19 protein-coding genes and 1 pseudogene are annotated in these 22959 nt (G+C 69.0%); 1 reads left to right on the top strand and 19 read right to left on the bottom strand.

The annotated features are described in order from the left end of the window. Positions 1-28 precede the first annotated feature (28 nt). A pseudogene (locus tag ACTJI4_RS00490) lies at positions 29-724 on the bottom strand (CoA-binding protein); the annotation flags it as partial. Between the two features lie 126 nt (positions 725-850). Next, complete coding sequence (gene mgtE / locus ACTJI4_RS00485) at positions 851-2221, bottom strand: magnesium transporter (RefSeq protein WP_440868215.1); 1371 nt, start codon at positions 2219-2221, stop codon at positions 851-853. A gap of 293 nt (positions 2222-2514) precedes the next feature. Between mgtE and ACTJI4_RS00480 the strand changes: the two genes are divergently transcribed. Then, positions 2515-4317, top strand: coding sequence for a monovalent cation:proton antiporter-2 (CPA2) family protein (locus ACTJI4_RS00480; protein ID WP_440868214.1), 1803 nt, complete (start codon positions 2515-2517; stop codon positions 4315-4317). Positions 4318-4368: 51 nt separating this feature from the next. On the opposite strand, the gene ACTJI4_RS00475 is transcribed toward ACTJI4_RS00480, so the two are convergent. The 17 genes from ACTJI4_RS00475 to ACTJI4_RS00395 form a co-directional block, all read right to left on the bottom strand. Next, complete coding sequence (locus tag ACTJI4_RS00475; RefSeq protein ID WP_440868213.1) at positions 4369-7710, bottom strand: ankyrin repeat domain-containing protein; 3342 nt, start codon at positions 7708-7710, stop codon at positions 4369-4371. Then, complete coding sequence (locus ACTJI4_RS00470; RefSeq protein WP_440868212.1) at positions 7703-7969, bottom strand: YcgL domain-containing protein; 267 nt, start codon at positions 7967-7969, stop codon at positions 7703-7705. The genes ACTJI4_RS00475 and ACTJI4_RS00470 overlap by 8 nt, the downstream gene beginning before the upstream one ends. Before the next feature lie 199 nt (positions 7970-8168). Then, a complete protein-coding gene (locus ACTJI4_RS00465) occupies positions 8169-8606 on the bottom strand; it encodes an excinuclease ATPase subunit (protein ID WP_392922316.1) in 438 nt (145 codons plus the stop codon). Positions 8607-8651: 45 nt separating this feature from the next. Beyond that, the gene (locus ACTJI4_RS00460; RefSeq protein WP_392922314.1) at positions 8652-9893 is read right to left on the bottom strand and encodes a beta-ketoacyl-ACP synthase; all 1242 of its coding nucleotides are present in this window, start codon (positions 9891-9893) and stop codon (positions 8652-8654) included. Continuing rightward, on the bottom strand, positions 9893-10624 hold the full coding sequence (fabG, locus tag ACTJI4_RS00455) for a 3-oxoacyl-ACP reductase FabG (protein ID WP_440868211.1): 732 nt from the start codon (positions 10622-10624) through the stop codon (positions 9893-9895). Before fabG ends, ACTJI4_RS00460 begins: the two co-directional genes overlap by 1 nt. Further along, positions 10621-11082 carry an ApeP family dehydratase gene (locus tag ACTJI4_RS00450; protein ID WP_392922308.1) on the bottom strand — a complete coding sequence of 154 codons (462 nt, stop codon included), beginning with the start codon at positions 11080-11082 and terminating at the stop codon, positions 10621-10623. Before ACTJI4_RS00450 ends, fabG begins: the two co-directional genes overlap by 4 nt. After that, entirely contained in the window at positions 11079-12266 is a 1188-nt protein-coding gene (locus tag ACTJI4_RS00445; RefSeq protein ID WP_392922306.1) for a beta-ketoacyl-[acyl-carrier-protein] synthase family protein, read from the bottom strand. The genes ACTJI4_RS00450 and ACTJI4_RS00445 overlap by 4 nt, the downstream gene beginning before the upstream one ends. Beyond that, a complete protein-coding gene (locus tag ACTJI4_RS00440; RefSeq protein WP_392922303.1) occupies positions 12263-12814 on the bottom strand; it encodes a DUF3261 domain-containing protein in 552 nt (183 codons plus the stop codon). Before ACTJI4_RS00440 ends, ACTJI4_RS00445 begins: the two co-directional genes overlap by 4 nt. Continuing rightward, entirely contained in the window at positions 12802-14043 is a 1242-nt protein-coding gene (locus tag ACTJI4_RS00435; protein WP_440868210.1) for an NAD(P)/FAD-dependent oxidoreductase, read from the bottom strand. The genes ACTJI4_RS00440 and ACTJI4_RS00435 overlap by 13 nt, the downstream gene beginning before the upstream one ends. A 45-nt stretch (positions 14044-14088) precedes the next feature. After that, complete coding sequence (locus ACTJI4_RS00430) at positions 14089-16449, bottom strand: MMPL family transporter (protein ID WP_440868209.1); 2361 nt, start codon at positions 16447-16449, stop codon at positions 14089-14091. After that, a complete protein-coding gene (locus ACTJI4_RS00425) occupies positions 16442-17068 on the bottom strand; it encodes a LolA family protein (RefSeq protein WP_440868208.1) in 627 nt (208 codons plus the stop codon). Before ACTJI4_RS00425 ends, ACTJI4_RS00430 begins: the two co-directional genes overlap by 8 nt. Beyond that, positions 17065-17487: an acyl-CoA thioesterase gene (locus ACTJI4_RS00420; RefSeq protein WP_392922291.1), complete on the bottom strand. Its 423-nt coding sequence runs from the start codon at positions 17485-17487 to the stop codon at positions 17065-17067. The genes ACTJI4_RS00425 and ACTJI4_RS00420 overlap by 4 nt, the downstream gene beginning before the upstream one ends. Next, the gene (locus ACTJI4_RS00415; RefSeq protein ID WP_440868207.1) at positions 17474-19036 is read right to left on the bottom strand and encodes an HAL/PAL/TAL family ammonia-lyase; all 1563 of its coding nucleotides are present in this window, start codon (positions 19034-19036) and stop codon (positions 17474-17476) included. Before ACTJI4_RS00415 ends, ACTJI4_RS00420 begins: the two co-directional genes overlap by 14 nt. Further along, a complete protein-coding gene (locus ACTJI4_RS00410) occupies positions 19026-19973 on the bottom strand; it encodes an LpxL/LpxP family acyltransferase (RefSeq protein WP_440868206.1) in 948 nt (315 codons plus the stop codon). The genes ACTJI4_RS00415 and ACTJI4_RS00410 overlap by 11 nt, the downstream gene beginning before the upstream one ends. After that, positions 19970-20722 carry a glycosyltransferase family 2 protein gene (locus tag ACTJI4_RS00405; RefSeq protein WP_440868205.1) on the bottom strand — a complete coding sequence of 251 codons (753 nt, stop codon included), beginning with the start codon at positions 20720-20722 and terminating at the stop codon, positions 19970-19972. The genes ACTJI4_RS00410 and ACTJI4_RS00405 overlap by 4 nt, the downstream gene beginning before the upstream one ends. After that, a complete protein-coding gene (locus ACTJI4_RS00400; RefSeq protein WP_392922279.1) occupies positions 20715-22403 on the bottom strand; it encodes an ApeI family dehydratase in 1689 nt (562 codons plus the stop codon). The genes ACTJI4_RS00405 and ACTJI4_RS00400 overlap by 8 nt, the downstream gene beginning before the upstream one ends. Continuing rightward, the gene (locus ACTJI4_RS00395; RefSeq protein WP_392922276.1) at positions 22396-22947 is read right to left on the bottom strand and encodes a hypothetical protein; all 552 of its coding nucleotides are present in this window, start codon (positions 22945-22947) and stop codon (positions 22396-22398) included. The genes ACTJI4_RS00400 and ACTJI4_RS00395 overlap by 8 nt, the downstream gene beginning before the upstream one ends. Positions 22948-22959: the final 12 nt, after the last annotated feature.

Below are 22959 nucleotides of genomic sequence, written 5' to 3'. Positions count from 1 at the left end.
GGCCGGGTTTAACCACCCCCCTCTATTGGGCGCCCACGACCACGCGCGCAGCGGACATGAACTTGCGCGCATCGCCGATGTGTTCGACGTAGAGCAGGATGGCGCGGGTGCGGTAATCGGTGGCGAAGTAGTCCAGCAGGTCGCCGAAGTCGACGTCGAGCGCGTCGCCCAGCGAGACCACCGCAGAGAAGCCGACAGAGCGCGCCACGCCCCATTCGACCAGCGCGGCCGCAATCGCGCTGGATTCGGAAATCAGCGCGAGGTCGCCGGCCTGCGGGAAGTGCGCGGCGATGCTGGCGTTGAGCCGCGCGTGCGGGGCGATCACGCCGAGGCAATGCGGGCCGAGGATACGCAGGCCCTTGGGCCGTGCGGCGGCTTCGACCTGTTCGCTGAGCGAGCCCGGGCCGTGGCCGAGGTTGGCGGTGAGGATGATGACGGCGGCCACGCCCCGTTCGGCGGCGGTGGCCACCACCTGCGGCACGATGCTGGCTGGAGCGGTGATGACGACGAGTTCGGGCACCCAGTCGAGATCCTTCAGCCGTTTGACCGTGCTGATGCCGTCGATTTCGCCGTAGCGCGGATTGATCCAGGCGACCTTGCCGGGAAAACCGGTGGCGCGCAGGTTGCGCATGACCGCGCGGCCGGCGGAGCGCTCGCGCGGGCTGCCGCCGACGACGGCCACCGACTGCGGGCGGAATACGGATTGCAGGTGGTAGGTGCTCATGGGGTCGAACAGTCACCGGGACACGTGGTGACACGGTACACGGCCCGCGGTCCCGTTGGGATGATCTGGCGCAAGGATCGGTTACTCGCATCGCCACGCCGCAGGCGGCGTGGCGACATCCTGCGGTTACAGCAGCGTGCCGCCCAGGATCATCGCGGCGATGCTGAAGTAGATCACCAGCCCGGTGACGTCGACCAGGGTGGCCACGAACGGGGCCGAGGCGCTGGCCGGGTCAAAGCCCAGGCGCTTGAGGATGAACGGCAGCATCGAGCCGGACAGCGACCCGAAGGTGACGATGCCGACCAGCGCTGCGCCGATGGTGAGCGCGAGCAGCTGCCAGTGCTCGCCGTAGTCGTGCAGACCAAGCAGCTGCCAGGACACGATGCGGATCATCGCCAGCACGCCGAGGATGGCGCCCAGGGTGATGCCGGTGGGCACTTCGCGCAGGGCGACCTTCCACCAGTCGCGCAGGCGCAGTTCGCGCAGCGCCAGGCTGCGGATCAGCAGCGAAGTGGCCTGCGAACCGGAATTGCCACCCGAGCTCATGATCAGCGGGATGAACAAGGTGAGCACCACGGCGCGGGCCAGTTCGTCCTCGTAATGCTGCATGGCGCTGGCGGTGAGCATTTCGCCGAGGAAAAGCACGCTCAACCAGCCGGCGCGCTTGCGCAGCATCTCGAAGAAGCCAATCTGCATGTACGGCTTCTCCAGCGCTTCCATGCCGCCGAATTTGTGCGCGTCTTCGGTGGATTCTTCGATCAGTGCATCCAGGATGTCATCCACGGTGACGATGCCCAGCACCTGCTGGCGCGCATCGACGACGGGAATGGCCAGCAGGTCGTGGCGGCGGATCAGCTGGGCGACTTCTTCCTGGTCGAGCATGGCATCGACGGTCACCGGCGGGTTGACCTGGGCCACCTCCAGGATTGGCTCATCCGGCAGGCCGGTGATCAATCGGCGCATGGTGACCACCTGGCGCAGGGCCTGGGTCGCCGGGTCCAGCACGTAGATGGCGTATACGGTTTCGCGCGTGCGCTCGACTTCACGGATGTGCTGCAGGGTGCGGCCCACGGTCCAGTCAGCGGGCACGCTGACGAATTCGGTGGTCATCAGCGCGCCGGCGGTGTGGGCCGGGTAGCTGAGCAGCTGCTGGATGGCCTGGCGCGAATCGGCGCTGAGCAGCGGGATCAGGCGCGCGCGTTCGTCCTCGTCCAGCTCATGGACGATGTCGGTGGCACGGTCGTCGGCCATCAGGCCCAGCAGCGCGGCGGCCTTGGCCACTGGCAGTGCGGCGACCAGGTCGCCGCTGCGGGCAAGCTCGGGCTGTTCGAGCATTTTCACCGCGCGCGGCAACGGCAACGCGGCCAGGGTATCGGCGGCGCGCGCCAGGTCGAGGGTGTTGAGGTATTCCACCGCGTCGGCGGTGTTGAAATCCTGCAGGGGTGCGCTCAGGGCGGCGGCATCCGCCACCGGGCGCAGGAGGTCTTTCTGGTTCATGGGGTTCGCCTTGTGGATCGCGATCGCGCGACGCCAACGCTGGCGAACCGTCCCGTGTCAGGCGGTGGCCATCGCTGGCGTCGAGCAAGGTCGACTTCTACTGTCGCTGGACATGGGTTGGGGACTCCGGATGGGTGTTTGCGCTGTTGGCCGCCCGACCAGCGGTCGGACGCTACCGGAACGGCGCCGGCGGAGTCTGGACCCGTAGGCAGGCGGGGTCAACCCCTTCTCCGCCCGCGGCCGCATAATGAGGCGCCGGCGACGGGCCGACGCTTCGACACGCAGGATTCCCCATGCATAGCGGTGCGCTGGAACTGGCCCTGGTGCTGCTGCTGGCCGCGGTGATCGCGGTGCCGGTGTTCAAGAAGCTCGGGCTGGGCGCGGTGCTGGGCTACCTTGCCGCCGGCGTGGTACTGGGCCCGGATGGGCTGGGCTTCGTGCAGGATGCGGACCGGATCCTCGGCGCGGCCGAGATCGGCGTGGTGATGCTGCTGTTCGTGATCGGCCTGGAGCTGTCGCCCACGCGCCTGAAGGTGATGCGGCGGTCGGTGTTCGGCGCGGGCACCGCGCAGGTGGCGCTGAGCGCGCTGGTGCTGGGCAGCCTGCTGATGCTGGACCACTTCCAGTGGAAGGCGGCGCTGATTGTGGGCATCGCGTTGGCGCTGTCGTCCACGGCCGTGGGCCTGCAGCTGCTGTCCGAACACAAGGGCATCAACAGCGATTACGGGCGGCTCGGCTTTGCCATCCTGCTGTTCCAGGACCTGATCGCCATTCCGCTGCTGGCCGCCATTCCACTGCTGGGCGGGGCCAAGAACCAGACCCTGCAGTGGGATGACGTGGCGATCGCGCTGGGCGCGCTGGCGGTGGTGATCCTGTGCGGGCGGCCGGTGCTGCGCCGGCTGTTCAACATCATCGCGCGCACGCGCAGCCCGGAAGTGTTCACGGCCATGGCGCTGCTGGTGGTGCTGGGCACGGCGTGGTTCATGCAGGAAGCCGGGCTCAGCCCCAGCCTGGGTGCGTTCCTGGCCGGGGTGCTGCTCTCTGATTCGGAGTTCCGGCACGAGCTGGAATCGCAGATCGAACCGTTCAAGGGCCTGCTGCTCGGGCTGTTCTTCATCGCGGTGGGCATGGGCATCGATCTGGACCGCGTGGTGGCCGAGCCGGCGCTGATCGCCATTGGCGTGGTGGCGCTGCTGCTGGTGAAGTTCAGCCTGCTGTTCGGGATCGGCAAGGTCGCGCGCCTGAGTACGCGGCATGCGCTGATGCTGGGCAGCGTACTGTGGCTGGGCGGCGAGTTCGCGTTCGTGGTGTTCAACGAAGCACAACGCGTGAGCCTGCTGGGCAGTGCCAACCACGACCGGCTGGTGGCGATCGTGGGGCTGTCGATGGGACTGACACCGCTGCTGATGATCGCATTGCTGCGCCTGCTGGGCAGCGAGCATTCGCCAGCCAGCGACACGCCGCCCGCTGACAAGGTCGAGAACGACGGCGACGGGATCACCGTGATGATTGCCGGCATGGGTCGCTTCGGCCAGGTGGTGGCACGCCTGCTGACGGCGCAGAAGATCCCGTTCGTGGCGCTTGAATCAAACCCGGACACCGTATCGGACCTGCGCCGCTTCGGTAACAAGCTGTACTACGGCGACCCGACGCGGCCCGAGATGCTTCGTGCCGCCGGTGGCGAGAACGTGCGTGTGTTCGTGATCACGCTGGACGACCCGGAAGTCAACATGCGTGCTACGCGGCTGATCCGGCGCATGTACCCGAATGCGGTGGTGCTGGCCCGGGCACGCAACCGCCAGCATGCGTGGCGCTTGATGGACATGTCGGCCGAGCCGTTCCGCGAGGTGTTCGGCACCAGCCTGGACCTCAGCGAGCGGGTACTGACCGTCCTGGGCATTCCCCCCGATACGGCGCGCGCGCACGTCCAGCGTTTCCGCGAGCACGACGAAAAACTGTTGCGTGACCAGTACCTGGTCTACGACGACGAAGCGGCTGTGATCCAGACCTCGCGCGACGCCAGGGCAGACCTCATGCACCTGTTCGAAGCCGATGCCGGCAGTGACGGAAAGGCGGACGCCGAACGCCGCGATTGACCGGCAGCAACTCCGGCGGTAGCGCACGACCGTTGGTCGTGCGCCCCGGAATCAACCGTTATCCCGCAGGAACCGCGCCATCGACGAAACGCCTGGCACGCGCGGTTCGAATTCGCCGGCCACGTCGATGAAGCCGCGCATCACCGCGATCTCGCGCGGGCTGCGGTTCAGCGCATCACGCACGTCCGGATCCGCGCCTGCACGCAGCAGCCGCTGCACCAGCAGCGGCAACCCGTGCAGGGCCGCCAGGTGCAACGGGCCGAAGCCACGCGGATCGCGCGCATCCAGCGACACATCTTCGTCCAGCAGCCGTTCGACGGCGGCCAGCACGATCTGCTCATCGCAGGCGGTACCCGGCTCGGCGCGTGCGCCCAGCAGCAACAGCAGCGGCGTCACCGAACCGGCCGCGGCCTGGTCCGGCTCGGCACCGGCCAGCAGGAGGGTGTCAAGCAGTGCCAGCAGGCGCGAGCGATCCCGGGCACCAAATCCGTACAGGGCCGCACAATGCAGCGGCCCCAGCTGCTGCGCATCGCTGGCATGCACATCCGCACCGGCGGTCAGCAGGCGCGCGGCGATATCCGGCAGGCCCAGTGCCGACGCGAGCATCAGCACGGTCACACCCCCGGGCAGCTTGTATTCCAGCTCTGCACCTGCATCCAGCAACGCCGACACGATGTCGATCTGGCGCATGCTCACCGCAGCCGACAAGGGCGTGGCACCGCTGGCAGCGGCGTGCTGCGGATTGGCGCCACGCGCCAGCAGCAGATCGACCACCGCCAGGTGACCGCCACCGGCGGCACGCAGCAGCGCGGTGCAGCCCTGCGCATCCACCACGTCGACGGCAAAGCCGAGGTCGTTCAGGCGGCGCACGGCGTCGGCATCGCCGGCCATCGCGGCAGCGGGAAGGTCGGCGGCGCGCAGCGCACGGCGTGGCAACTGCCACACACGCCAATCCAGCCAATCGGCGAGGTCGCGGCGGCCGATGGACAGCGCCACGCCCAGCGGGGTCTGGCCGTCGGCAGCGCGGGCTTCGGGCGAAGCGCCCTGCTGCACCAGCAGTTTCAACGATCCTTCGCGGGCCAGCGCGGTTGCCAGGTGCAGCGCGGTCATGCCGTGGCTGTCGCGCGCTTCACGGTCCACTCCAAGGGTGAGCAGGGCCTGCTGCAGGCGCAGCCAGCCCAGGCGCACGGCCAGCGACAGTGGCGGATCGCCAGCGGGTGACGGCGCGAAGGGATCGGCACCGCGCTCCAGCAGTTCCAATGCAAGCTGTTCCAGCCCGCGCGCGGCCTGGTCGTGCTGGGCGCAGGCGCTGAGCAGGCGGGCCAGGCCGCCGGCACCCGCCGGCGACAGGCCCCGGCGCAGCAGCACCTGCAGTGCGGGCACCGCGTCGATGCCGCGCGCAAGCAAGGCGAACATCGGAGTATCGCCGCAGGCATCGAGTACTTCCGGCGCGGCGCCATGCGCCAGCAGCCATTCCACCGCGTGCGGGTCCAGTGCCAGTTCGCCGTCGTGCAGCAGGCCACCCAGTTCATCCGGGCTGCACAGCCGTGCCAGCGAGGCCATGCCATCCACGTTGCCGAAGCCCAGCGCTTCGCGCAGCAGGTCCAGCGGCGGGCGGTCCGGCAAGGCCGGGCTGCCTTCGCCACTGTCGTCCTCGCCTGCGCTGGCCAGACCATCGCTCACTGCCGTGGGCAGCGGGTAGTTGCGGTCCAGCAGCGATACGATCGCCCAGCGCCCGGCGGCGGCGGCGATATCCACGGCGCGCCGGCCCTGCGGATCGGGGACATCGGCAGCAATGCCCAGGTCGAGCAGGCGGCGAACCAGCATCGGCGAGACGTTGTCGGCCATGCACGCCAGCAGTACTGCATTGCGGCCTTCGACATCGACGGCGTGCAGGTCGGGCTTGTGCGGCAGCAGGTGTTCGACCACGCCGGCGCGGCCACCGCGCGCCGCTTCCAGCCACGGCGTGCGCGACAGGGCATCGCGCGATTCGAGGTTGGCCCCCGCAGCCAGCAGCACATCGATGATGTCCACGTGGCCCGCCAAGGCCGCTTCGTGCAGGGCGCTGCGGCGCTGGCGGTCGCGCGCATCGGCGCGCGCCTTGTGCTTGAGCAGCAACTGCACACCGGCCGGATCGTCTTCTTCGGTGCCGGCCGCGGCCAGCAGCACAGGCGTGCCATCGGCCGGTTCGGTGCGCGCACCGCGCTCGAGCAGGAACCGCGCCAGCCGCCAGTTGCCGACCTGACAGGCCACCGCCAACGGCGACCAGCCGTCATTGTTCAGCGCGTCCACTTCGGCCGCAGCGTCGCGCAGCAGCGCGGCCACGCCCGGGTCGGAACTGCGCGCGGCATGGTGCAGCGGGGTGTTGCCATCGCTGTCGACCGCGCGCGAATCGGCCCCGTTGGCCAGCAGGGTCATCACCGCTTCCGGGCGGCCGTGCCAGCTGTCGCGGGTAGCCGCCAGCAGCGGGGTCATGCCCTTGTGCGGGGTGTTGACGCCCACGCCGCGGGCAATCAGCTCGCGCAGCAGGCGCAGGTCGGGCAGTACCGCGGCCAGTACGACCAGGCTGCGCTGGTCGCGCCAGGTCGGGTCGGGCAGGCCCTGCGGGTCCGCCCCGGCGGCCAGCAGCTGCAGGGCACGGTCGACCCGGCCACTGCGCGCGGCCTCGTACAGCGCGGGCAGGCGTTCGTGCTGGGCCAGCGGTTCCAGCGGTGAGGTCGGATCGTCGCGGTGTGCGGCGGCAGCAAACGTATCGCTGTCCAGGTCAGGCACGCTGCGGCTGCCCAGCGCGTCGGCCGGCGCGATCCGCTGCAGGGCCAGGTGGGCCAGCGGCGAACCGAGCAGTACCGCCAGCGCGTATGGCCAGCGCATGCCGTCGGGGACCAGTCCCGGCCAGGCCGACGTCACCACCAGCGCGCAGATCGCCACCACCAGCGCGGCCACGACCAGACCGCGCCAGGCGCTCAGATCGCGGCCGGCCAGCGCTCGCCAGTGGCGCGCCAGACTGCCGTCGCTGCGTTCGATCTCATTCCACAACGGCCAGGTGCGCCAGACGCCGAGCAGCGCGGCACTGACCGCCACGCTCAGGCCGAGTACGGCGGCCAGGCTGCCGCTGTCGTGCAGCGCGGCCAGCGGCCAGGCCACCAGCAGCGCCAGCAGGGCCGGGCCCGCCGACCACAGCGCCAGCAGCGCCGGCAGGTCCTGGCGGCCCAGCTGGGGCATCGCCGGCACGGCGCGGCTGCGCCGCCACCAGGACACGCCCAGCGCGAACGCTGGCTGCGCCAGTGCGGCACCCAGCGCAGCCGGCACCCCGCCCACCACCGCGGCCAGCGACAGCAGGCCGCCCGTGGCGAAGGCGATCGCGGCAGCGCGGGTGCGCGGAATATCAGTCATCGCGGCGCGGCACCTTCACGGGCGCGACCGGCGGCGGTGGCATCTGCAGATGGAAACCGCGCTCTTTGAGGTTGGCGCGCACATGATCAGCGTCAGCCAGGGCGAGGCGACGTCCGGGGGTCAGGGCGACTTCCAGCACGAATGCGAACGGCGCCAGTGTGGCCTTCAGCGCATCGGGGATGGCATCGAAGGCATCGCGGGCGGCGAGGTAGACGTATGTGTCCTGCTTGCGTTGGCTTTTGTAGACGTAGGCTTGCATTGCCCGCGGGGCTTGGCCCTGGGAATAGATACGCCGATTGTGGAGTAAAGCAGGCAACTACGAAAGCCGGGATGGGGCTGCGGCGTCGGTTTGCCGGCGCGCGGCAGATTCAGGTTCATCAATGTCGCGGCGGTGTTCAGGTACGGCGGTCGCCGTGGAGTGCACGGCGACCGCCCCCCCGGTGAAATAACGCGCAGCGTTATTTCACCTTGGCGTACGTGCCCTTCAGCGCAACGCCGGCCAGGATGGCGCCCGCATAGCATTCGAAGTTGGTGGTGCTCTTGAACTCGTTCTTCTTGTAGTAACTCACCACATCGACCACGGCGTTGGCCCCGCGCGACTTGGCGCCGTCCTGCAGCGCCTTCAGCGCCGACAGGGCCACCCAGTTGCAGGCGACGACGTCGCTCTTGTTGGCGGCGTTGGTCTTCTTGTTGGTGACGTCTTCGCCGAGGCGCTGCTGGACGTTGACCTTTTCGCCCGCCAGGAAGAAGCGGACACTGCCGTCGATACCGGCGGCCTTGGCTTCCGGTGAGTTGATCAGCGCGTGCAGCGGGAGCTCGACACGGGTTTCACGGGCATTGGCGGTGCTGGCGACGGCAAGCAGAGCGGTGGCGGCAATCAGGGCAAAACGACGCATTCAAACATCTCCTTGTTGGTAAGGCGGGTGTTGCTCGAGGGAAAATCAGTCCTGCCAGCGGCGGAAGATCAACGAGGTGTTGATGCCGCCGAAGGCGAAATTGTTGCTCATCACGTACTCAGGCTGCATCTGGCGGCCCTCGCCACGGATGAAGTCGAGCGCGCCGCAGCGCGGGTCGACCTCGTGCAGGTTCAGGGTCGGGGCGAACCAGCCTTCACGCATCATTTCGATGGTCACCCATGCTTCGAAGGCGCCGCAGGCGCCGAGCATGTGACCCACATAGCTTTTCAGCGAGCTGATCGGCATGCCCGGGCCGAACACCTGGGCGGTTGCCTGGGTTTCGGCGATATCGCCATGTTCAGTGGCGGTACCGTGCGCGTTGACGTAGCCGATCTGCTGCGGTTCCAGCCCGGCGTCTTCCAGCGCCAGGCGCATGGCCTGGGCCATGGTGTCGGCGGTTGGCTGGGTGACGTGCTGGCCATCGCTGTTGGTGCCGTAGCCGACCACTTCGGCCAGGATGGTGGCACCGCGCGCCTGCGCGTGTTCGAGGTCTTCCAGGATCAGCGTGCCGGCGCCCTCGCCCAGCACCAGGCCGTCGCGGTGGGCGTCGAACGGGCTGGGGGTGGTCTTGGGCGCGTCGTTGCGCACGCTGGTGGCGAACAGGGTGTCGAACACCGCTGCCGCGGTGGCGTCGAGCTGTTCGGCACCGCCGGTGACCATCACCGTCTGCTTGCCGCTGCGGATCGCCTCATAGCCTGACCCCACGCCCTGACTGCCCGAGGTGCAGGCGCTGGAGGTGGTGTAGACCCGACCGGACAAGCCGAAGAACACCCCGATGTTCACCGGCGAGGTGTGGCTCATCATCTTCAGGTAGGTGGTGGCGCTGATGCCGTCGGTGGTGTGTTCGTGGAGCATGCGGCCGAATTCGGCCGTGGCTTCGTGGCTGCCCGAGGACGAGCCGTAGGCCACGCCGGCCAGGCCGCTGCGCAGCACCGGGTGGCCCAGCAGGCCGGCCGCTTCCAGCGCCAGTTCGGTGGCGCGCACGGACATCACCGCCACCTTGCCCATGCTGCGGGTGGTCTTGCGGTTGTAGTGCGAGGGCAGCTCGTAGTCTTCAGCCGGTGCGGCCAGGCGGGTATTGAGGCCGTCGAAGATTTCCCAGCCGGGGATGTAACGCACTGCGTTTTCCCGCGCGTGCAGGCGCGCGCGGATGCTCGGCCAGTCATGCCCCAGCGGGCTGATGGCGGCGGCGCCGGTCACTACGACGCGACGATCGGGGCGGCTCATCAGACCATGCCTCCGTTGACCGAGATCACCTGGCGGGTGATGTAGCCGGCCGACCCGGAGAGCAGGAACGAGACCGCGTGCGCGACCTCGTCCGGCTGGCCCATGCGCCCGGCGGGAATGAGTTTGAGCGCGTGGTCGAGCACTTCCTGGTTGACCATCTCCGTCTCGATCAGGCCGGGTGCCACGCAGTTCACGGTGATCGCGCGGCTGGCCAGTTCCAGCGCCAGCGCCTTGGTGGCGCCGATGATGCCGGCCTTGGCCGCGCTGTAATTGGTCTGGCCGCGGTTGCCGACCAGCCCGGACACCGACGACAGGGTGACGATGCGGCCCGGCTTGCGCCGCCGCACCATCGGCATCACCAGCGGGTGCAGCACGTTGTAGAAGCTGTCCAGGTTGGTGTGCACCACCGCGTCCCAATCCTCGGCCGGCATCGCCGGGAAGGCGCCGTCACGGGCGATGCCGGCGTTGCAGACCACGCCGTAGTAGGCGCCATGCGCCTCGACATCGGCCTCCAGCGCAGTGCGCGCGGCCTCGCGGTCGGACACGTCGAACATCAGCACCCGGGCCTGGCGGCCGAGCGCCTGGATGTCGGCGACCACCGCCTGCGCTTCGTCCATCCGGCTGCGGCAATGCACCACCACGTCGAAGCCATCGCGCGCGATCCGCAACGCCACGGCGCGGCCGATGCCCCGGCTGGCGCCGGTCACCAGCACGGTCATATTCCCTGTCATGCCTCTCCACTCTCCAGATAAGCCATCGCATCGCGTGGTTCGAACACCGATACGTTGGCGACCGCCAACTCAACCTCACCTGCCAGGATCCGGCAGGCGAACATGCCAAGCCCATTTTCGCCCATCAGCTCGCAGTGTGCCTCTACCCGCAGGCAGCTGCCCGGGGTGAAGGCCGGCTGGTAGGCGGTATAGCGCCGCGTGCCCAGCAGGAAACCGATCGAGGGCTCGCGCCCTTCTGCGCGTGCGCGGCAGCCGGCCCAGGCTGCAATCGCCTGCGCCATGTACTCCACGCCCACCCAGGCGGGCACGCCGCCGGGGCGGTTGAACAGGCCGTGGCCAGGAACATCCACTTCCACCACGATGGATTCGGGCTGCCAATCGACCACCCGGTCGATCAGCCGCATGCTGTCGCGATGCGGCAACACGCTTTCGATATCGGTCGGCAGCTGCATGTTCATGCCCGCGCCAGCGCAAGCACGGCGTTGCTGCCACCGAACGCGAACGAATGGCTGAGCACGTGCTGCAGCGGCTGCGCTGCGTGCGTGGCGGGCGCCACCAGGGCCAGCGCAGGCAGCGTCTCGTCAGCCTGCCCGTCCCACCAGTGCGTGGGCAGGCGCTGGTCGGGATTGTCGGCCAGGGTCATCCAGCACAGCGCCGCTTCGATGGCGCCCGAGGCACCCAGGGTGTGGCCGGTCAACGGCTTGGTCGAGCTGGCCGGCACCCGCGTGCCCAGCACGCTGGCCACCGCCAGGCTTTCCATCGCATCGTTGTGGCCGGTAGCGGTGCCGTGCAGGTTCACGTAATCGATCTGGTCGGGGGCCAGGCCGGCGCGGTCCAGCGCCTGCTGCATGGCCTCGATGGCGCCGCGCGCCTGCGGGTCCGGCGCGGACATGTGGTGTGCGTCGGAGGATTCGCCCCAGCCGGACAGCCGGACCGGGCCCGGCTCGCGGGTCATCAGGAACAACGCGGCGCCTTCGCCGATGTTGATGCCGTTGCGATGACGCGAGAACGGGTTGCAGCGCGCGGCGGAAACCGACTCGAGCGCGCAGAAGCCGGCCACCGTGAAGCGGCACAGCGAATCGGCGCCACCGGCTACTACCGCGTCGACCACCCCCGAACGGAGCAGCCGTGCCGCCGACATCAGCGCCTTGGCGCTGGACGAGCACGCGGTGGAAATGGTCCAGGCCGGGCCGTGGCTGCCGATCCGCTCGCGCACGAAGCGGGCGGACGTGCCCATTTCCTGCTGCGCATAATCGAAATCCTCCGGCCAGCGGCCTTCGGCGGCCTGCAGCCGCAACGCGCCCTCGGATTCGCCGATGCCCGACGTACTGGTGCCGATGATCACTGCGACGCGCTCGGCGCCATGGCGCGCGATCGCCGCGTCCACCGCCGGGCGGATCTGCAGCAGCGCGGCTTCCAGCAGGGCGTTGTTGCGCCCGCGCAGCGCCACCGGCAACGCCGACAGGTCCGGCAGCGGCCCGCTCACCTCGCCCAGCGCCAGGGTGCGTCCGGCGATCATGGTGTCGTTGTCGCGCAGGCCGCCGGGCTGGTCGTCGAACAGCCTGTCGCGCACCTGCGCGCGCCCGCTGCCCAGTGCGCAGACCACGCCCAGCTCATTGAGATACACCGCGGTACTGCTCACTGTGGTACCTGCCCCATGTCCAACGATTCGATCACCAGTTCATAGCCTTCGGCCAGGTTGCGCAGTCGCAGGCGGCCGTCGTCCAGCGGTTCCAGCAGCAGCCACGGCTTGCCACCCTGCTCCAGGCGACGGCCACCGTCGGCCTCGACCAGGCGCCAGCCCGACGGCAGCTTCGCCCGGATGGCAGCGGCCGGCCACAGCGCGAACTGAAGGTCATCCAGCACGCGTTCGCCCCGCACCTGCGGCGGCAGCCACGGGGCGCGGGTCTGTTCCAGCGTGTGCCCGTCCCACACCATGCGCACGCCGGTCTGGCCCATGGCCTGGACCGCCAGCCGCACCTGCTCACCATCGGCTTCGAGAAGGGCATCGAGTTCGCGCTCGTGGCTGCCGAAGCGGAACTGCAGACGCTGCTGCAGCTGCAGCGGCCCGGCCAGCGCCGATGGTGCCAGCTGCAGGGTCGGCAGCTGCACCAGCGGGGCGGGCATGCGGGTGCTGGCGCAGGCGGCCAGCAGCACGCTCAACAGCAACGTCAGGATCAGCCGGTGCACAATTCCTCCAGCACCCGCAGGCGACGGCCGCTGTCATCGGCCACGTACGGGTTGTTGGTGTCCCACGCATAGCCGGCCAGGATCGAGGAGATCATGCGGCGCACATCCGGCTGCGGGTCGGGGTGGTAGATGATCTTCTGGAAGCCACCGGCGTACCAGGCTTCGACGAAGCGGCGGAAGGTCTTCACCCCGGCGCGCAGCGGAATGGCGAATTCACGCTCCCAGTCCACCTGCTCACCGGCATGCCGGCGCGCCAGGCAGTCGCTGGCCAGCTGCGCGGACTTGAAGGCGATGGTCACGCCAGAGGAGAACACCGGGTCAAGGAACTCGCCGGCATTGCCCAGCAGCGCGTATCCCTCGCCCCACAGCGAACTGACGTTGGCCGAATAGCCGGTGATGGTGCGCACCGGCAGCACCGCCCACTCGGCGTTCCTGAGCAGGCGGGTCAGGTTCGGGTCTTCGCCGACGATGGCCTGCAGTTTCTCCAGGTCGGTGCCGTCGTATTTCTCGAAGAAGCTCGGCTCGGCGACCACGCCCAGCGAACAGCAGCCATTGGAGAACGGGATGGTCCAGTACCACACGTCCACGTGTTCGGGGTGGGTGGTGATCAGGATCTTGTTGCGGTCGAAACCGGCATCGGCCGGAATGTGGTCGCGCACGTGGCAGAAGATGGCGCCACGCACCGGGAAGTTCGAGGGCGATTCCAGGTTCAGCAGGCGCGGCAGCAGGCGCGCGAAACCGCTGGCATCCAGGATGAAGCCGGCTTCGATGGTGTACTCGCTGCCATCCGGGCGGCGCACCTGCACGCGGGCCGGGCTGCCCGGCTCCACCGCCAGCACTTCGTCGCCGAAACGCAGGGTGGTGCCCATGCGCTCGGCGCCACGGGCCAGCACATCGTCGAAGTGGGCGCGCTGCACCTGGTAGGTGGTGCCCCAGCCCGGCGAGAACTTGTCGCGGAAGTCGAATTCGGTGGTGCGCTCGCCGCGCACGAAGGCCGCGCCGTTCTTGTACTGGAAGCCGGCCTCCACGACATCCTGCAGCAGGCCGGCCGCCTCGATGTACTCCATGCTCTGCGGCAGCAGGCTCTCACCGATGGAGAAGCGCGGGAACTGCTGGCGCTCGAGCATCAGGACCTGGCGTCCCTGCTGGCGCAGCATGGCGGCGGCCACGGAACCGGCGGGGCCGGCGCCGATCACCAGGATTTCAGTTGTTTCCAGTGCTGCGGTCATCGATGCATCCTTGATCTGAAACGTGGGGGTATCCGGCGCGGTCGCTCAGTGCGGTGCGTCGTGCGGTGGCGGGCGGAACAGCGGCGAGATCAACCAGACCAGGCCGATGCCAAACAGCAGGGTGAGACCGAACGCGCGCAGCGCCGGGGTGGCCGACAGGCCAAGCAGGCCGAACGACAGCCAGGTACTGGCCGCGCCCACACAGACCGCCAGCCAGGCGCTGGCGTCACCCCGGTGTTCGATCAGGAAAATGCCGTAGTCGATGCCCATGCCGAGCAGCAGCATCAGCGCCAGCACGTTGAACAGCTGCAGCGGCTGCCCGAACAGGCCGAGCAGGCCCAGGGTGAGCGCACCGGCGGCCAGCGTGGGCGCGAACACGCGCCACGCCTGCGCGCGGTAGCGCCAATACAGCACCGCGAACACCAGCACGATGCCCACCAGCAGCAGCGCGCTCATCAGCTTGCGGTAGTGCTTGAGCAGCGCGGAGAAATCGGCGGTGCGGTCCACCCAGCGCACGCCGTCGATGCCCTTGGCCTGCGCTTCGAGCAGGGTCAGCGCATCGGCGCGGGAGAGGTCATCGACCATCACCACCGAGGCCATGCCCTTGCCCACTTCCCCCAGCCACAGGTGGCGGAACGGCATGGCCGCAGGCGACGCCAGGAACGCGTCGGCCTGCAGGTCCTGCGTTGCGTAGTCCGGGCGCTGCAGGGTTTCGCCCACGGCCTGCCCCACGGCGCCCAGCACCTGCGGCTCGACCCGCGCAGTGAGGGCGGCATCTGCGTGCTGGCGCTGCACCGATGGCAGCCACTCGCTGATGGCACGGTAGCCGCCGATCTGCTTGTTGGCCGCGAGCACGCGCAGGCGCTCGATCAGTGCCTCCTCGCGTTCCAGCACCTGCTCGGCGTTCTCGCCCTGCACCAGGTAGAACTGCGCCGGGCTGGGCATGCCGAGCATCTGGCTGATGCGGATCTGCTGGTTGATCAGTGACATCGGCGAAGACTGCAGGCTGCGCAGGTCGTCGTCGGCGGTCAGGCGCAGCATGCCCACGCCCGACACCACCACCACCACGCCCAGGAACAGGCCAACCGGGCGGCGCCCGTGCAGGCGCGGCCAGCGCTCCAGGGTGGCGCCCAACCAGCGCGCGAAGCGGGTGCTGCGGATTTCGCCGCCATCCAGCCATGGGAACCAGAAGATCACGGTCAGGAACGCGCCGGCCAGCCCCACCACCGAAAACAGCGCCATCTGGCGCAGGCCGGGGAACGGGGCCAGACCCAGCGCGAGGTAGGCCAGCGCGCTGGTCACCAGGGCCAGCCACAGGCCGGGCAGCAGGTGCCGCAGCAGTTTCCAGCGGCGGTCGGCCGGTTCGGCCTGGCGCGAGGCGAACCAGTGGATGCCGTAATCCTCGGCCACGCCGACCAGCGACGCGCCGAACACCAGGGTGAGCACGTGCACCTTGCCGAACACCAGCACGGTCACCGCCAGCGCCACGCCGCAGCCGATCAGCAGCGAGGCGGCCACCAGCAGGATCGGGCGCAGCGAGCGGAATGCCAGCCACACCAGCAGCAGCACCGCCGCCAGCGAACCCCAGCCGATCGTGTTGATTTCCCAGTTGGCCTGCACGGCCGCGGCTTCGGCATGCAGCGGCACACCGGCGCGCAGTACTTCCAGGCCGGGCGCGTGCCTGGCCGCAGCGGCGGTGGCGGCATCAAGCAGCCGGTCGATATGGCGTTCGCCGTCGAGCTGGAACGCCGACCCCAGCGTTTCGTACTGGATGACCGACCAGTGCTTGCCATCGGCGTCGAGCAGCCCGTCGTCCCCCATGCGCAGGCCGGAGGCGGCAGCGCGCTCCTGCCACCACTGCGGCCACAGCGACAGCGGGTCCTGCCGCCATTCGGTCAGGCGCGGTGCGCCCATCGGGCCATACAACGCGGCCAGCGCGGATTCGGAGAGGCTGTCGGCGGACTCATCCTGCAGGCGCTGGCGCTGCTGCCCGGTCAGCAGGCGGTCGCGGTAGGGCGCGTAGAACGCGCGCGCCTGGTCGAACCAGCCTTCGATGGAGCCGCTTTCCTGCAACAACGCCTTGCCCTGGGCATCGTTGCGCAGGGTCTGGCGGAAGGCCCGTTCGGCGGCCTTGGTGGCCACGCCGTCGGCGCTGCCGAGCAGTACCACGATCTGCCGCGCATTCGCATCGGCGATGCGCCGGGTTACGTCCGACAGCAGGCGGTCGTGCGCATCCTGCGGCAGCAGCGCCAGGATGTCGGTGTCGATCCGCGATTCCTTCGACCACAGTTGCCACTGCTGTACGCCCAGCCCGACCAGCACCAGCAGCCACGCCACCGCCAGCCAGCGCCATGCGCGCTGCAGCCGGCCGTTCTCGCGCCAGGCCGAATTCAACGACTCATTCAAACCGGCGGTCCTCGTCGGCGCTCAGCTGCGCCGGGGTTTCGCTCAGGGCGGCGAAGTGGATGCGGGTGACATCCTGGTTGGCTTCGGTGATCTGCACCTCGCGCACGTAACGGTCGCCGCTCAGTTCGAGCGCGCTGAACACCTTGGCCAGCATCGGGGAACGCGGGGTGAGGTGCATGCGCCAGCCGTTGTCGGGCAGCGCATCGACCTTGACCGTGAACTGCGCCGACAGCGCCTGCGCATCACCGCTCATCAGCGCGAACATGATCGCGTTGACCGAGCGCATCGCCGGCTGCTGGCGGCCATCCAGTTCGACCCGGCTGCTGCCGTCGCGCTGGCGGCTGAGGATGCGGTCGCGGGTGACCACCACCTCGGAGGGGAACGGCTTGAGCGTGGTCCAGATCACGCCCCGGTCCTGGGCCAGCACGAAGCGGCCCTGCGAGCGCAGCGGGTTCTTGAAACCGGCCACCTGCTTGTCCTGGCTGAACTCACCACGCAGCACCTCGACCTTGGCCACGCGTTGCTTGACCAGGTCCACGCTGGCGGCCGTCGCGGCGAGCACGGGGCTGGTCACGGCCAACAGCACCAGCACGGCCAGCGTGCGAACGAATCGGATCATGGGGCCTGCACTCCCAGCCGTTCCCAGAGCACCGGCGGGCACAGGTACAGCATTTCGTTGGTGGCCGCGTCGACCGCGACCTGGATGGTATGGGCGCGGGTGAGCACCTGGCCGCTGTCGGCATCGAAGATCTCGTAGGCGATCTTCAGGCGGTTTTCCCACTCGGTGATGGTGGCGCGCACGCGCAGCGCCTGGCCGTACAGCAGCGGGCGGATGTACTTCACCCGCGCGTCGACCACCGGCCAGATGTAGCCGGAATCGCGCATCTGCGGGTAGTCGTAGTCGTAGCGCTGCAGCAGCGCGCAGCGGGCCACTTCAAAGTACTTGAAGTAGTTGCCGTGCCACACCACGTGCATGGGATCGCAGTCGTGGAAGGTCGGCGACAGGGCCACGTCCAAACTCAGGTCAGGGGCGGTCATACAGACTCCAGCGCTGGCCCCGGATATCGGCGAGCAGGCAGCGCAGCTCGCCGTCCAGGGCGCGGTCTTCTTCCACCAGCGCGATGCGCTCGCACAGATCCTGGTACATGGCGGCAAGGTCGCCGTGCAGGGTGGCGTTCATGCCGACCCGTTCGCGCAGGGCCACGCCTTGGCGCGCGGCGATCAGCATGCCGGCCACCACCTGTTCGGTCAGCTCGATCACGCGCAGGCAGTCGCGCGCGGCGATGGTGCCCATGCTGACCTTGTCCTGGTTGTGGCATTCGGTGGACCGCGAGAACACCGAGGCCGGCATGGTCTGCTTGAGTGCTTCGGCGGTCCAGGCCGAGACGCTGATCTGCAGCGCCTTCAGACCGTGGTTGATCGCCGCGCGCTCGCCGGTGGAGGCCGACAGGTTGGCCGGCAGGCCGTGGTTGTAGCGCGCATCCACCACCAGCGCCAGCTGGCGGTCGAGCAGGTCGGCCAGATTGGCGATGGTGTTCTTGAGTGCATCCATCGCGAAGGCGATGTGGCCGCCATAGAAGTGGCCACCGTGCAGGATGCGCTCGCCATCGGCATCGATCAGCGGATTGTCGTTGGCGCTGTTGAGTTCGGTTTCGATGAACTGGCGCAGGAACGGCAGCGCGTCCTGGACCACGCCGATCACGTGCGGGGCGCAGCGCAGCGAGTAGCGGTCCTGCAGGCGCTGTTCGTTGCGCGGCGGGCGGTCGCTGTGCAGGTCGTCGCGCAGGCGCGCGGCGATCTGCATCTGGCCGGGGTGCGGCTTGGCGGCGAACAGCATTTCATCGAAATGGTGTGCGTTGCCGTCGCTGGCCAGCACGTTGAACGCGGTCAGGCGGGTCGCCAGCCGGGTCAGGTAATCGGCGCGGTCGTAAGCCAGGCACGCGAGCGCGGTCATCACCGCGGTGCCGTTCATGATCGCCAGGCCTTCCTTCGGCCGCAGCCGCAGCGGCACCATGCCGATCTCGGCCAGTACCTCGGCTGCCGGGCGGCGTGCACCCTGGTACATCACGTCGCGTTCGCCGCAGAGCACGGCGGCCACGTAGGACAGCGGGGTGAGGTCGCCGCTGGCGCCGACCGAACCTTCGGCCGGAATCAGCGGCAGCACATCGTGGCGCAGCAGCGTGGCCAGGCCCTGCAGCAGCGGATGGCTCACGCCCGACATGCCGCGCACCAGCGAGGCCAAGCGTGCGGCGATGACCGCGCGGGTCTCCTGCTCGTCCAGGAAGCGGCCCAGGCCACAGCCATGGTAGGTGAACAGGTGGTGCGGCAGTTCGGCCACCAGGGCCGGCGGAATGTTCACCGTGCACGAATCGCCGTAGCCGGTCGTCACGCCGTAGATCACCCCGTCTTCGCGCAGCAGGCGGTCAAGGAAATCGGCGCCGCGCTGGATGCGCGCGGTGAACGCCGGGTCGTCGCTGACCACGGCGTCGGCCTTGCGCTGCGACAGCGCGACCACGTCTTCGATGGTCAGCGGCGCATCGCCGAAGCGAAGGGTCCGGGCCGGGGTGGAGCCTGCATTACGTGCCATGAGATGCCTGATCCCAGAAGGGGAAGAAGTTGAACCAGTCCAAGGGGGCTTCGGTGACCTGGAGTTCCAGCCACCGGGCGAAATGTTCGGCCTGCGCGGTCAGCGCGGCGTCGCGCGAGCCGCGCGGCAGGGTGATGCGGTCGCTGAAGTGCTCGAAGCGCACGCGGTAGCCGTTGCCTTGGTGCAGGCAGGCCATGGTGTACACCGGGCAGCCCAGCGCCGAGGCAAGTACGTAGGCGCCGATCGGGAACCGTGCGGTGTGGCCGAAGAAGGGTGCCGGCACGGTGCGGCCGCCGCGCAGCGGCACGCGGTCGCCGACGATGGCCACGAAGCCGCCGGCCTGCACGCGCCGTTGCAGTTCCACGGCAGTGGCCGGGCCCATGTCGGTGACCTGCATCAGTTCGACCGAGGCCAATGGGTCCAGCCGCTGCATGAGCCGGTTGAAGCGCTGCGCGTGCGCGGTGTGTACCAGCACGGTGATGTGGAAGCCCGGCACCTGCTCGGCCAGCACCTGGCACAGTTCCAGGCAGCCGATGTGCGCGGTCAGGATCAGCCCGCCCTCGCGGCGCGCGATCTTTTCCAGCATCAGGTCGCGCTGCAGGTGGATGCGCTCGGGCGGGTAACGCCCGCCCAGGCCCAGCAGCTTGTCCAGCAACGTGTCGGCGAACAGCGCGAAGTGCTTCAGGCTGGTCCAGCGCCCCGGAGGGCCGCCGAACACTCCGGTGTGCGCCTGCAGCCGCTGCAGGTACTGCAGTGAGGCGCGACGCGCCACGCCGTTGCTCAACCAGTGGCACAGCACCACCGGGTACACGCACAGGCGGAACGGCCAGCGCCCGAACCAGCGGTGCACCCAGCACAGGAACAGCACTCCGGCAGCGGAGGTGCTTTCGCCCAGGTCGGCCCAGTGCGGGGCGTTGGCCGGCACCGGTGCGCTCATGCCGCAGCTGCTCCACGGGCACGGCGCCACAGCAGGCGCGGTGCGCGCCGGAGCATGCCGAAGAACAGCCGGGTGTGCATGCGGCTGATACGCACGTTGTCACGCCACACATCGAAGTGCGACACGCCATCACTGGGATAGGTAACCCGGGTGGGCAGGCTGATCACCTGCACGCCGCGCCAGAACAGCCGCACCAGGATCTCGCTGTCGAAATCCATGCGCCGGCCGATGGTTTCCTCGCCCACCAGGCCGATGACCGGCACCAGCGGATACAACCGGAAGCCGCACATCGAATCGCGGATCTGCAGCGACAGCGTGTTGATCCAGACCCAGATGTGGGTGGCGTAGCGACCATACAGCCGCGCCTTGGGCACGCTGTCGTCGTAGACCGGAATGCCGCAGATGACCGCCTGCGGGTGCTGCGTTGACAAGGCTGCGAAGCGCGGAATATCAGACGGGTCGTGCTGACCATCGGCATCGATCTGCAGCACGTGGGTGTGACCACGCCGCGCCGCTTCGGCGAAGCCGGCGAGCATCGCGCCGCCCTTGCCCTGGTTCACCGCCAGGCGCAGCAGCGTGACCTGGTCCGGATGTGCCTGCGCCAGGGCCTGCAACACCTGCGCGCAGGCCGGGTGCGACCCGTCATCCACCAGCAGACATGGCAGCCCACTGGCACGCACGCCCTGCACCACCGCGCCGATGGCGTGTTCGTGGTCGTAGACCGGAATTACCACCAGCGGCTCATGCATCGCCGAACACCACCCGGCCGCTGGCGTGCACGCCATGGTCGGAGACATAGCGGAAACTCAGTACCGATTTCAGCGCATCCCAGCCCAGGGTCAGGTGCAGCTGGTCGCCCGGCCGCGCCACGTGCTGGAACTTGAGGGCATCCATCCGCTCGAAGCGAGGCGGCATGCTGAACGCTTCTCGCGCGTAATGGATCGCCCAGTCCAGCTGGACCACCCCGGGCAGGATCTTCGCCTGCGGAAAGTGGCCATCAAAGGCCACCAGGTCCGGTTCCAGCGGCAACACCAGCTGCGCAGCGTCGGCGTCGCGCTGCCTCCACTGCGCCGCCGGCAGCAGCGGCCGGAACAGCGCTTCCAGCGACGCTGCGGTGATCTTGCCCTGCGCGTTGTAGGGCAGCTCGTCGACGAAGCGCCAGCGCCGCGGGCGCGTGACGGCATCATGGCTGTGGGCCAGGTGGGCGCCTAGCGCCTGCGACAGCTGTCGGCGCTGGCCATCGGTCCACTGTGCCACGCCCTCGCCGTACGGAACCACCACGGCAGCGAGCTGTTCGCGCGCACCCGGCAGTACCAGCACGCGCACGTCCTGTACCTGTGCGTGGGCACGCAGCTGCTGCTCCAGCGCGTCCAGCGAGACCCGGCGCTCTTCGATCTTGACGATGCGGTCGGCGCGGCCGAGCAGGCGGAAGCTCCGCCCGGCGTCGGCTTCCACGCGGTCCTGGGTCTGCCACCAGGCGTCATCGGCCAGGTGCGGCGAGGACACGGCCAGGCAGCCGTTCTCGATCCGCCAGGACACGCCCGGCAGCGGGTGCCACTGCGGCTGTTCGGCGCTCCAGCGACGCCAGGCGATACCGCCGGTTTCACTGCTGCCGAACACTTCGGTAGGCGCCACGCCCAGCAGCGCGCGGGCCTGCAGCGCGGCCTCGCTGGGCAGCGGACCGCCGGAGGAAAACACCGCGCGCAGCCGGCCGCCCAGCGACGGCCAGTCCAGCTGTCCGGGCAGCCGCTTGAGGTGGGCCGGTGTGGCCACCAGCACCGAGGGCTGCTGCGCCAGTGCGCTGACCAGGTCTTCATGGAAGAAGCGGCGCGGCTGAATCGCGCGGCCCGCCGCCAGCGGCCACAGCACGCGGAACAGCAACCCATAGATATGCTGGTGCGACACAGTGCCGTGCACCTGCGCGCCATCGAGCTGGTCACCGAAGGCGGCCTGCAGCGCATCCACCTCGCGGCTCAGCTGACACATGCGCTTGCTGATGGCGCTGGGCGCGCCGGTGCTGCCGGAAGTGAACACCACCAGTTCCAGCGTGTCTTCGTCCAGCAGCGACAGTTCACCCTGGGGATCGTGCACATCGCGCGGTTGCAGCGGCGCATAACGCGCCGGAACATCACCGGCGAAGCCGGCCACGCGCGGCCCGAGTCCTTCCAGGGTGGCCGGAAGGTTATCGCCGCCCAGGAACACCCGCTTGCCGGCGTGCCAGGCGCCGAACAGCGCGGCGGCGAAATCCAGGGTGTCGTCGAAATAAAGGGCCCAGTCGCGGCCGGGCACGGCGGCGAACGCCAGCTGCCAGCCGATGACCCGGGCGCGGAACTGCGGGTGCGCCACCGTGCGGCCATCGGCCGTGATGCCGACGATGCGTTCGGCCCGCGGCAGCTGCGCCAACCGGTCCAGCGCGATCCATTCAGCCATGCGCATGCGCCGCCTTCACCCGCCGCCGCACCAGCCATTCACCGCCAAACAGGACTCCCATCATCACGTACGCCAACAATCCGTTGTAGAGCGCCCAGACCTGGTTGGAGGCCCAGAACGCCGTGAGCAGGGCCAGGCCCCCGTTGAGAACAAAAAAACCGCACCACACCTGGGTGACACGGCGGGTATACACCACCGCGAATGGCGGCAGTTCCGGCTCGGTCAAGCGCGCCAGCCGCTCCACCGCGCTGGGCGGAAAACGCAGGCTGGTGGCAAAGATCACCAGCATCACCGCGTTGACCAGCGCCGGGTACAGCTTCAGCGGCAGGGCCTGGTTGAACGCGGTGGCCAGCAGGGCCAGCAGGCCGGCGCCTGCAGCGGCCACCCACCACACCGGCTGGCGGGTGGTCAGCGCGCGCAACGCCGCCAGCGCGAACAGCAGCAACGCCATCCAGCGCGGCTCGAAGCGGCCCAGCGAGAAGTACACCACCAGCGGATACGCCAGCGACAGCACTGCAAACGCCGCGACGCGCACCCGGACCATGGTCGATCTTCA

It is taken from the genome of Stenotrophomonas sp. 22385, assembly GCF_052045085.1.
Taxonomy (GTDB): Bacteria; Pseudomonadota; Gammaproteobacteria; order Xanthomonadales; family Xanthomonadaceae; genus Stenotrophomonas.
Note: the sequence above shows the minus strand (reverse complement) of the source record. Positions and strands in the feature narration are given on the sequence as shown.

Excerpts from the sequence above, each read along its gene's own strand:
- mgtE (WP_440868215.1), bottom strand. The coding sequence starts at position 2,221 with ATGAACCAGAAAGACCTCCTGCGCCCGGTGGCGGATGCCGCCGCCCTG.
- ACTJI4_RS00400 (WP_392922279.1), bottom strand. The coding sequence starts at position 22,403 with ATGGCTGAATGGATCGCGCTGGACCGGTTGGCGCAGCTGCCGCGGGCC.
- ACTJI4_RS00435 (WP_440868210.1), bottom strand. The coding sequence starts at position 14,043 with ATGACCGCAGCACTGGAAACAACTGAAATCCTGGTGATCGGCGCCGGC.
- ACTJI4_RS00415 (WP_440868207.1), bottom strand. The coding sequence starts at position 19,036 with ATGGCACGTAATGCAGGCTCCACCCCGGCCCGGACCCTTCGCTTCGGC.
- ACTJI4_RS00405 (WP_440868205.1), bottom strand. The coding sequence starts at position 20,722 with ATGCATGAGCCGCTGGTGGTAATTCCGGTCTACGACCACGAACACGCC.
- ACTJI4_RS00450 (WP_392922308.1), bottom strand. The coding sequence starts at position 11,082 with ATGAACATGCAGCTGCCGACCGATATCGAAAGCGTGTTGCCGCATCGC.
- ACTJI4_RS00475 (WP_440868213.1), bottom strand. The coding sequence starts at position 7,710 with ATGACTGATATTCCGCGCACCCGCGCTGCCGCGATCGCCTTCGCCACG.
- ACTJI4_RS00395 (WP_392922276.1), bottom strand. The coding sequence starts at position 22,947 with ATGGTCCGGGTGCGCGTCGCGGCGTTTGCAGTGCTGTCGCTGGCGTAT.
- ACTJI4_RS00465 (WP_392922316.1), bottom strand. The coding sequence starts at position 8,606 with ATGCGTCGTTTTGCCCTGATTGCCGCCACCGCTCTGCTTGCCGTCGCC.
- ACTJI4_RS00410 (WP_440868206.1), bottom strand. The coding sequence starts at position 19,973 with ATGAGCGCACCGGTGCCGGCCAACGCCCCGCACTGGGCCGACCTGGGC.
- ACTJI4_RS00420 (WP_392922291.1), bottom strand. The coding sequence starts at position 17,487 with ATGACCGCCCCTGACCTGAGTTTGGACGTGGCCCTGTCGCCGACCTTC.
- ACTJI4_RS00460 (WP_392922314.1), bottom strand. The coding sequence starts at position 9,893 with ATGAGCCGCCCCGATCGTCGCGTCGTAGTGACCGGCGCCGCCGCCATC.
- ACTJI4_RS00480 (WP_440868214.1), top strand. The coding sequence starts at position 2,515 with ATGCATAGCGGTGCGCTGGAACTGGCCCTGGTGCTGCTGCTGGCCGCG.
- fabG (WP_440868211.1), bottom strand. The coding sequence starts at position 10,624 with ATGACAGGGAATATGACCGTGCTGGTGACCGGCGCCAGCCGGGGCATC.
- ACTJI4_RS00425 (WP_440868208.1), bottom strand. The coding sequence starts at position 17,068 with ATGATCCGATTCGTTCGCACGCTGGCCGTGCTGGTGCTGTTGGCCGTG.
- ACTJI4_RS00470 (WP_440868212.1), bottom strand. The coding sequence starts at position 7,969 with ATGCAAGCCTACGTCTACAAAAGCCAACGCAAGCAGGACACATACGTC.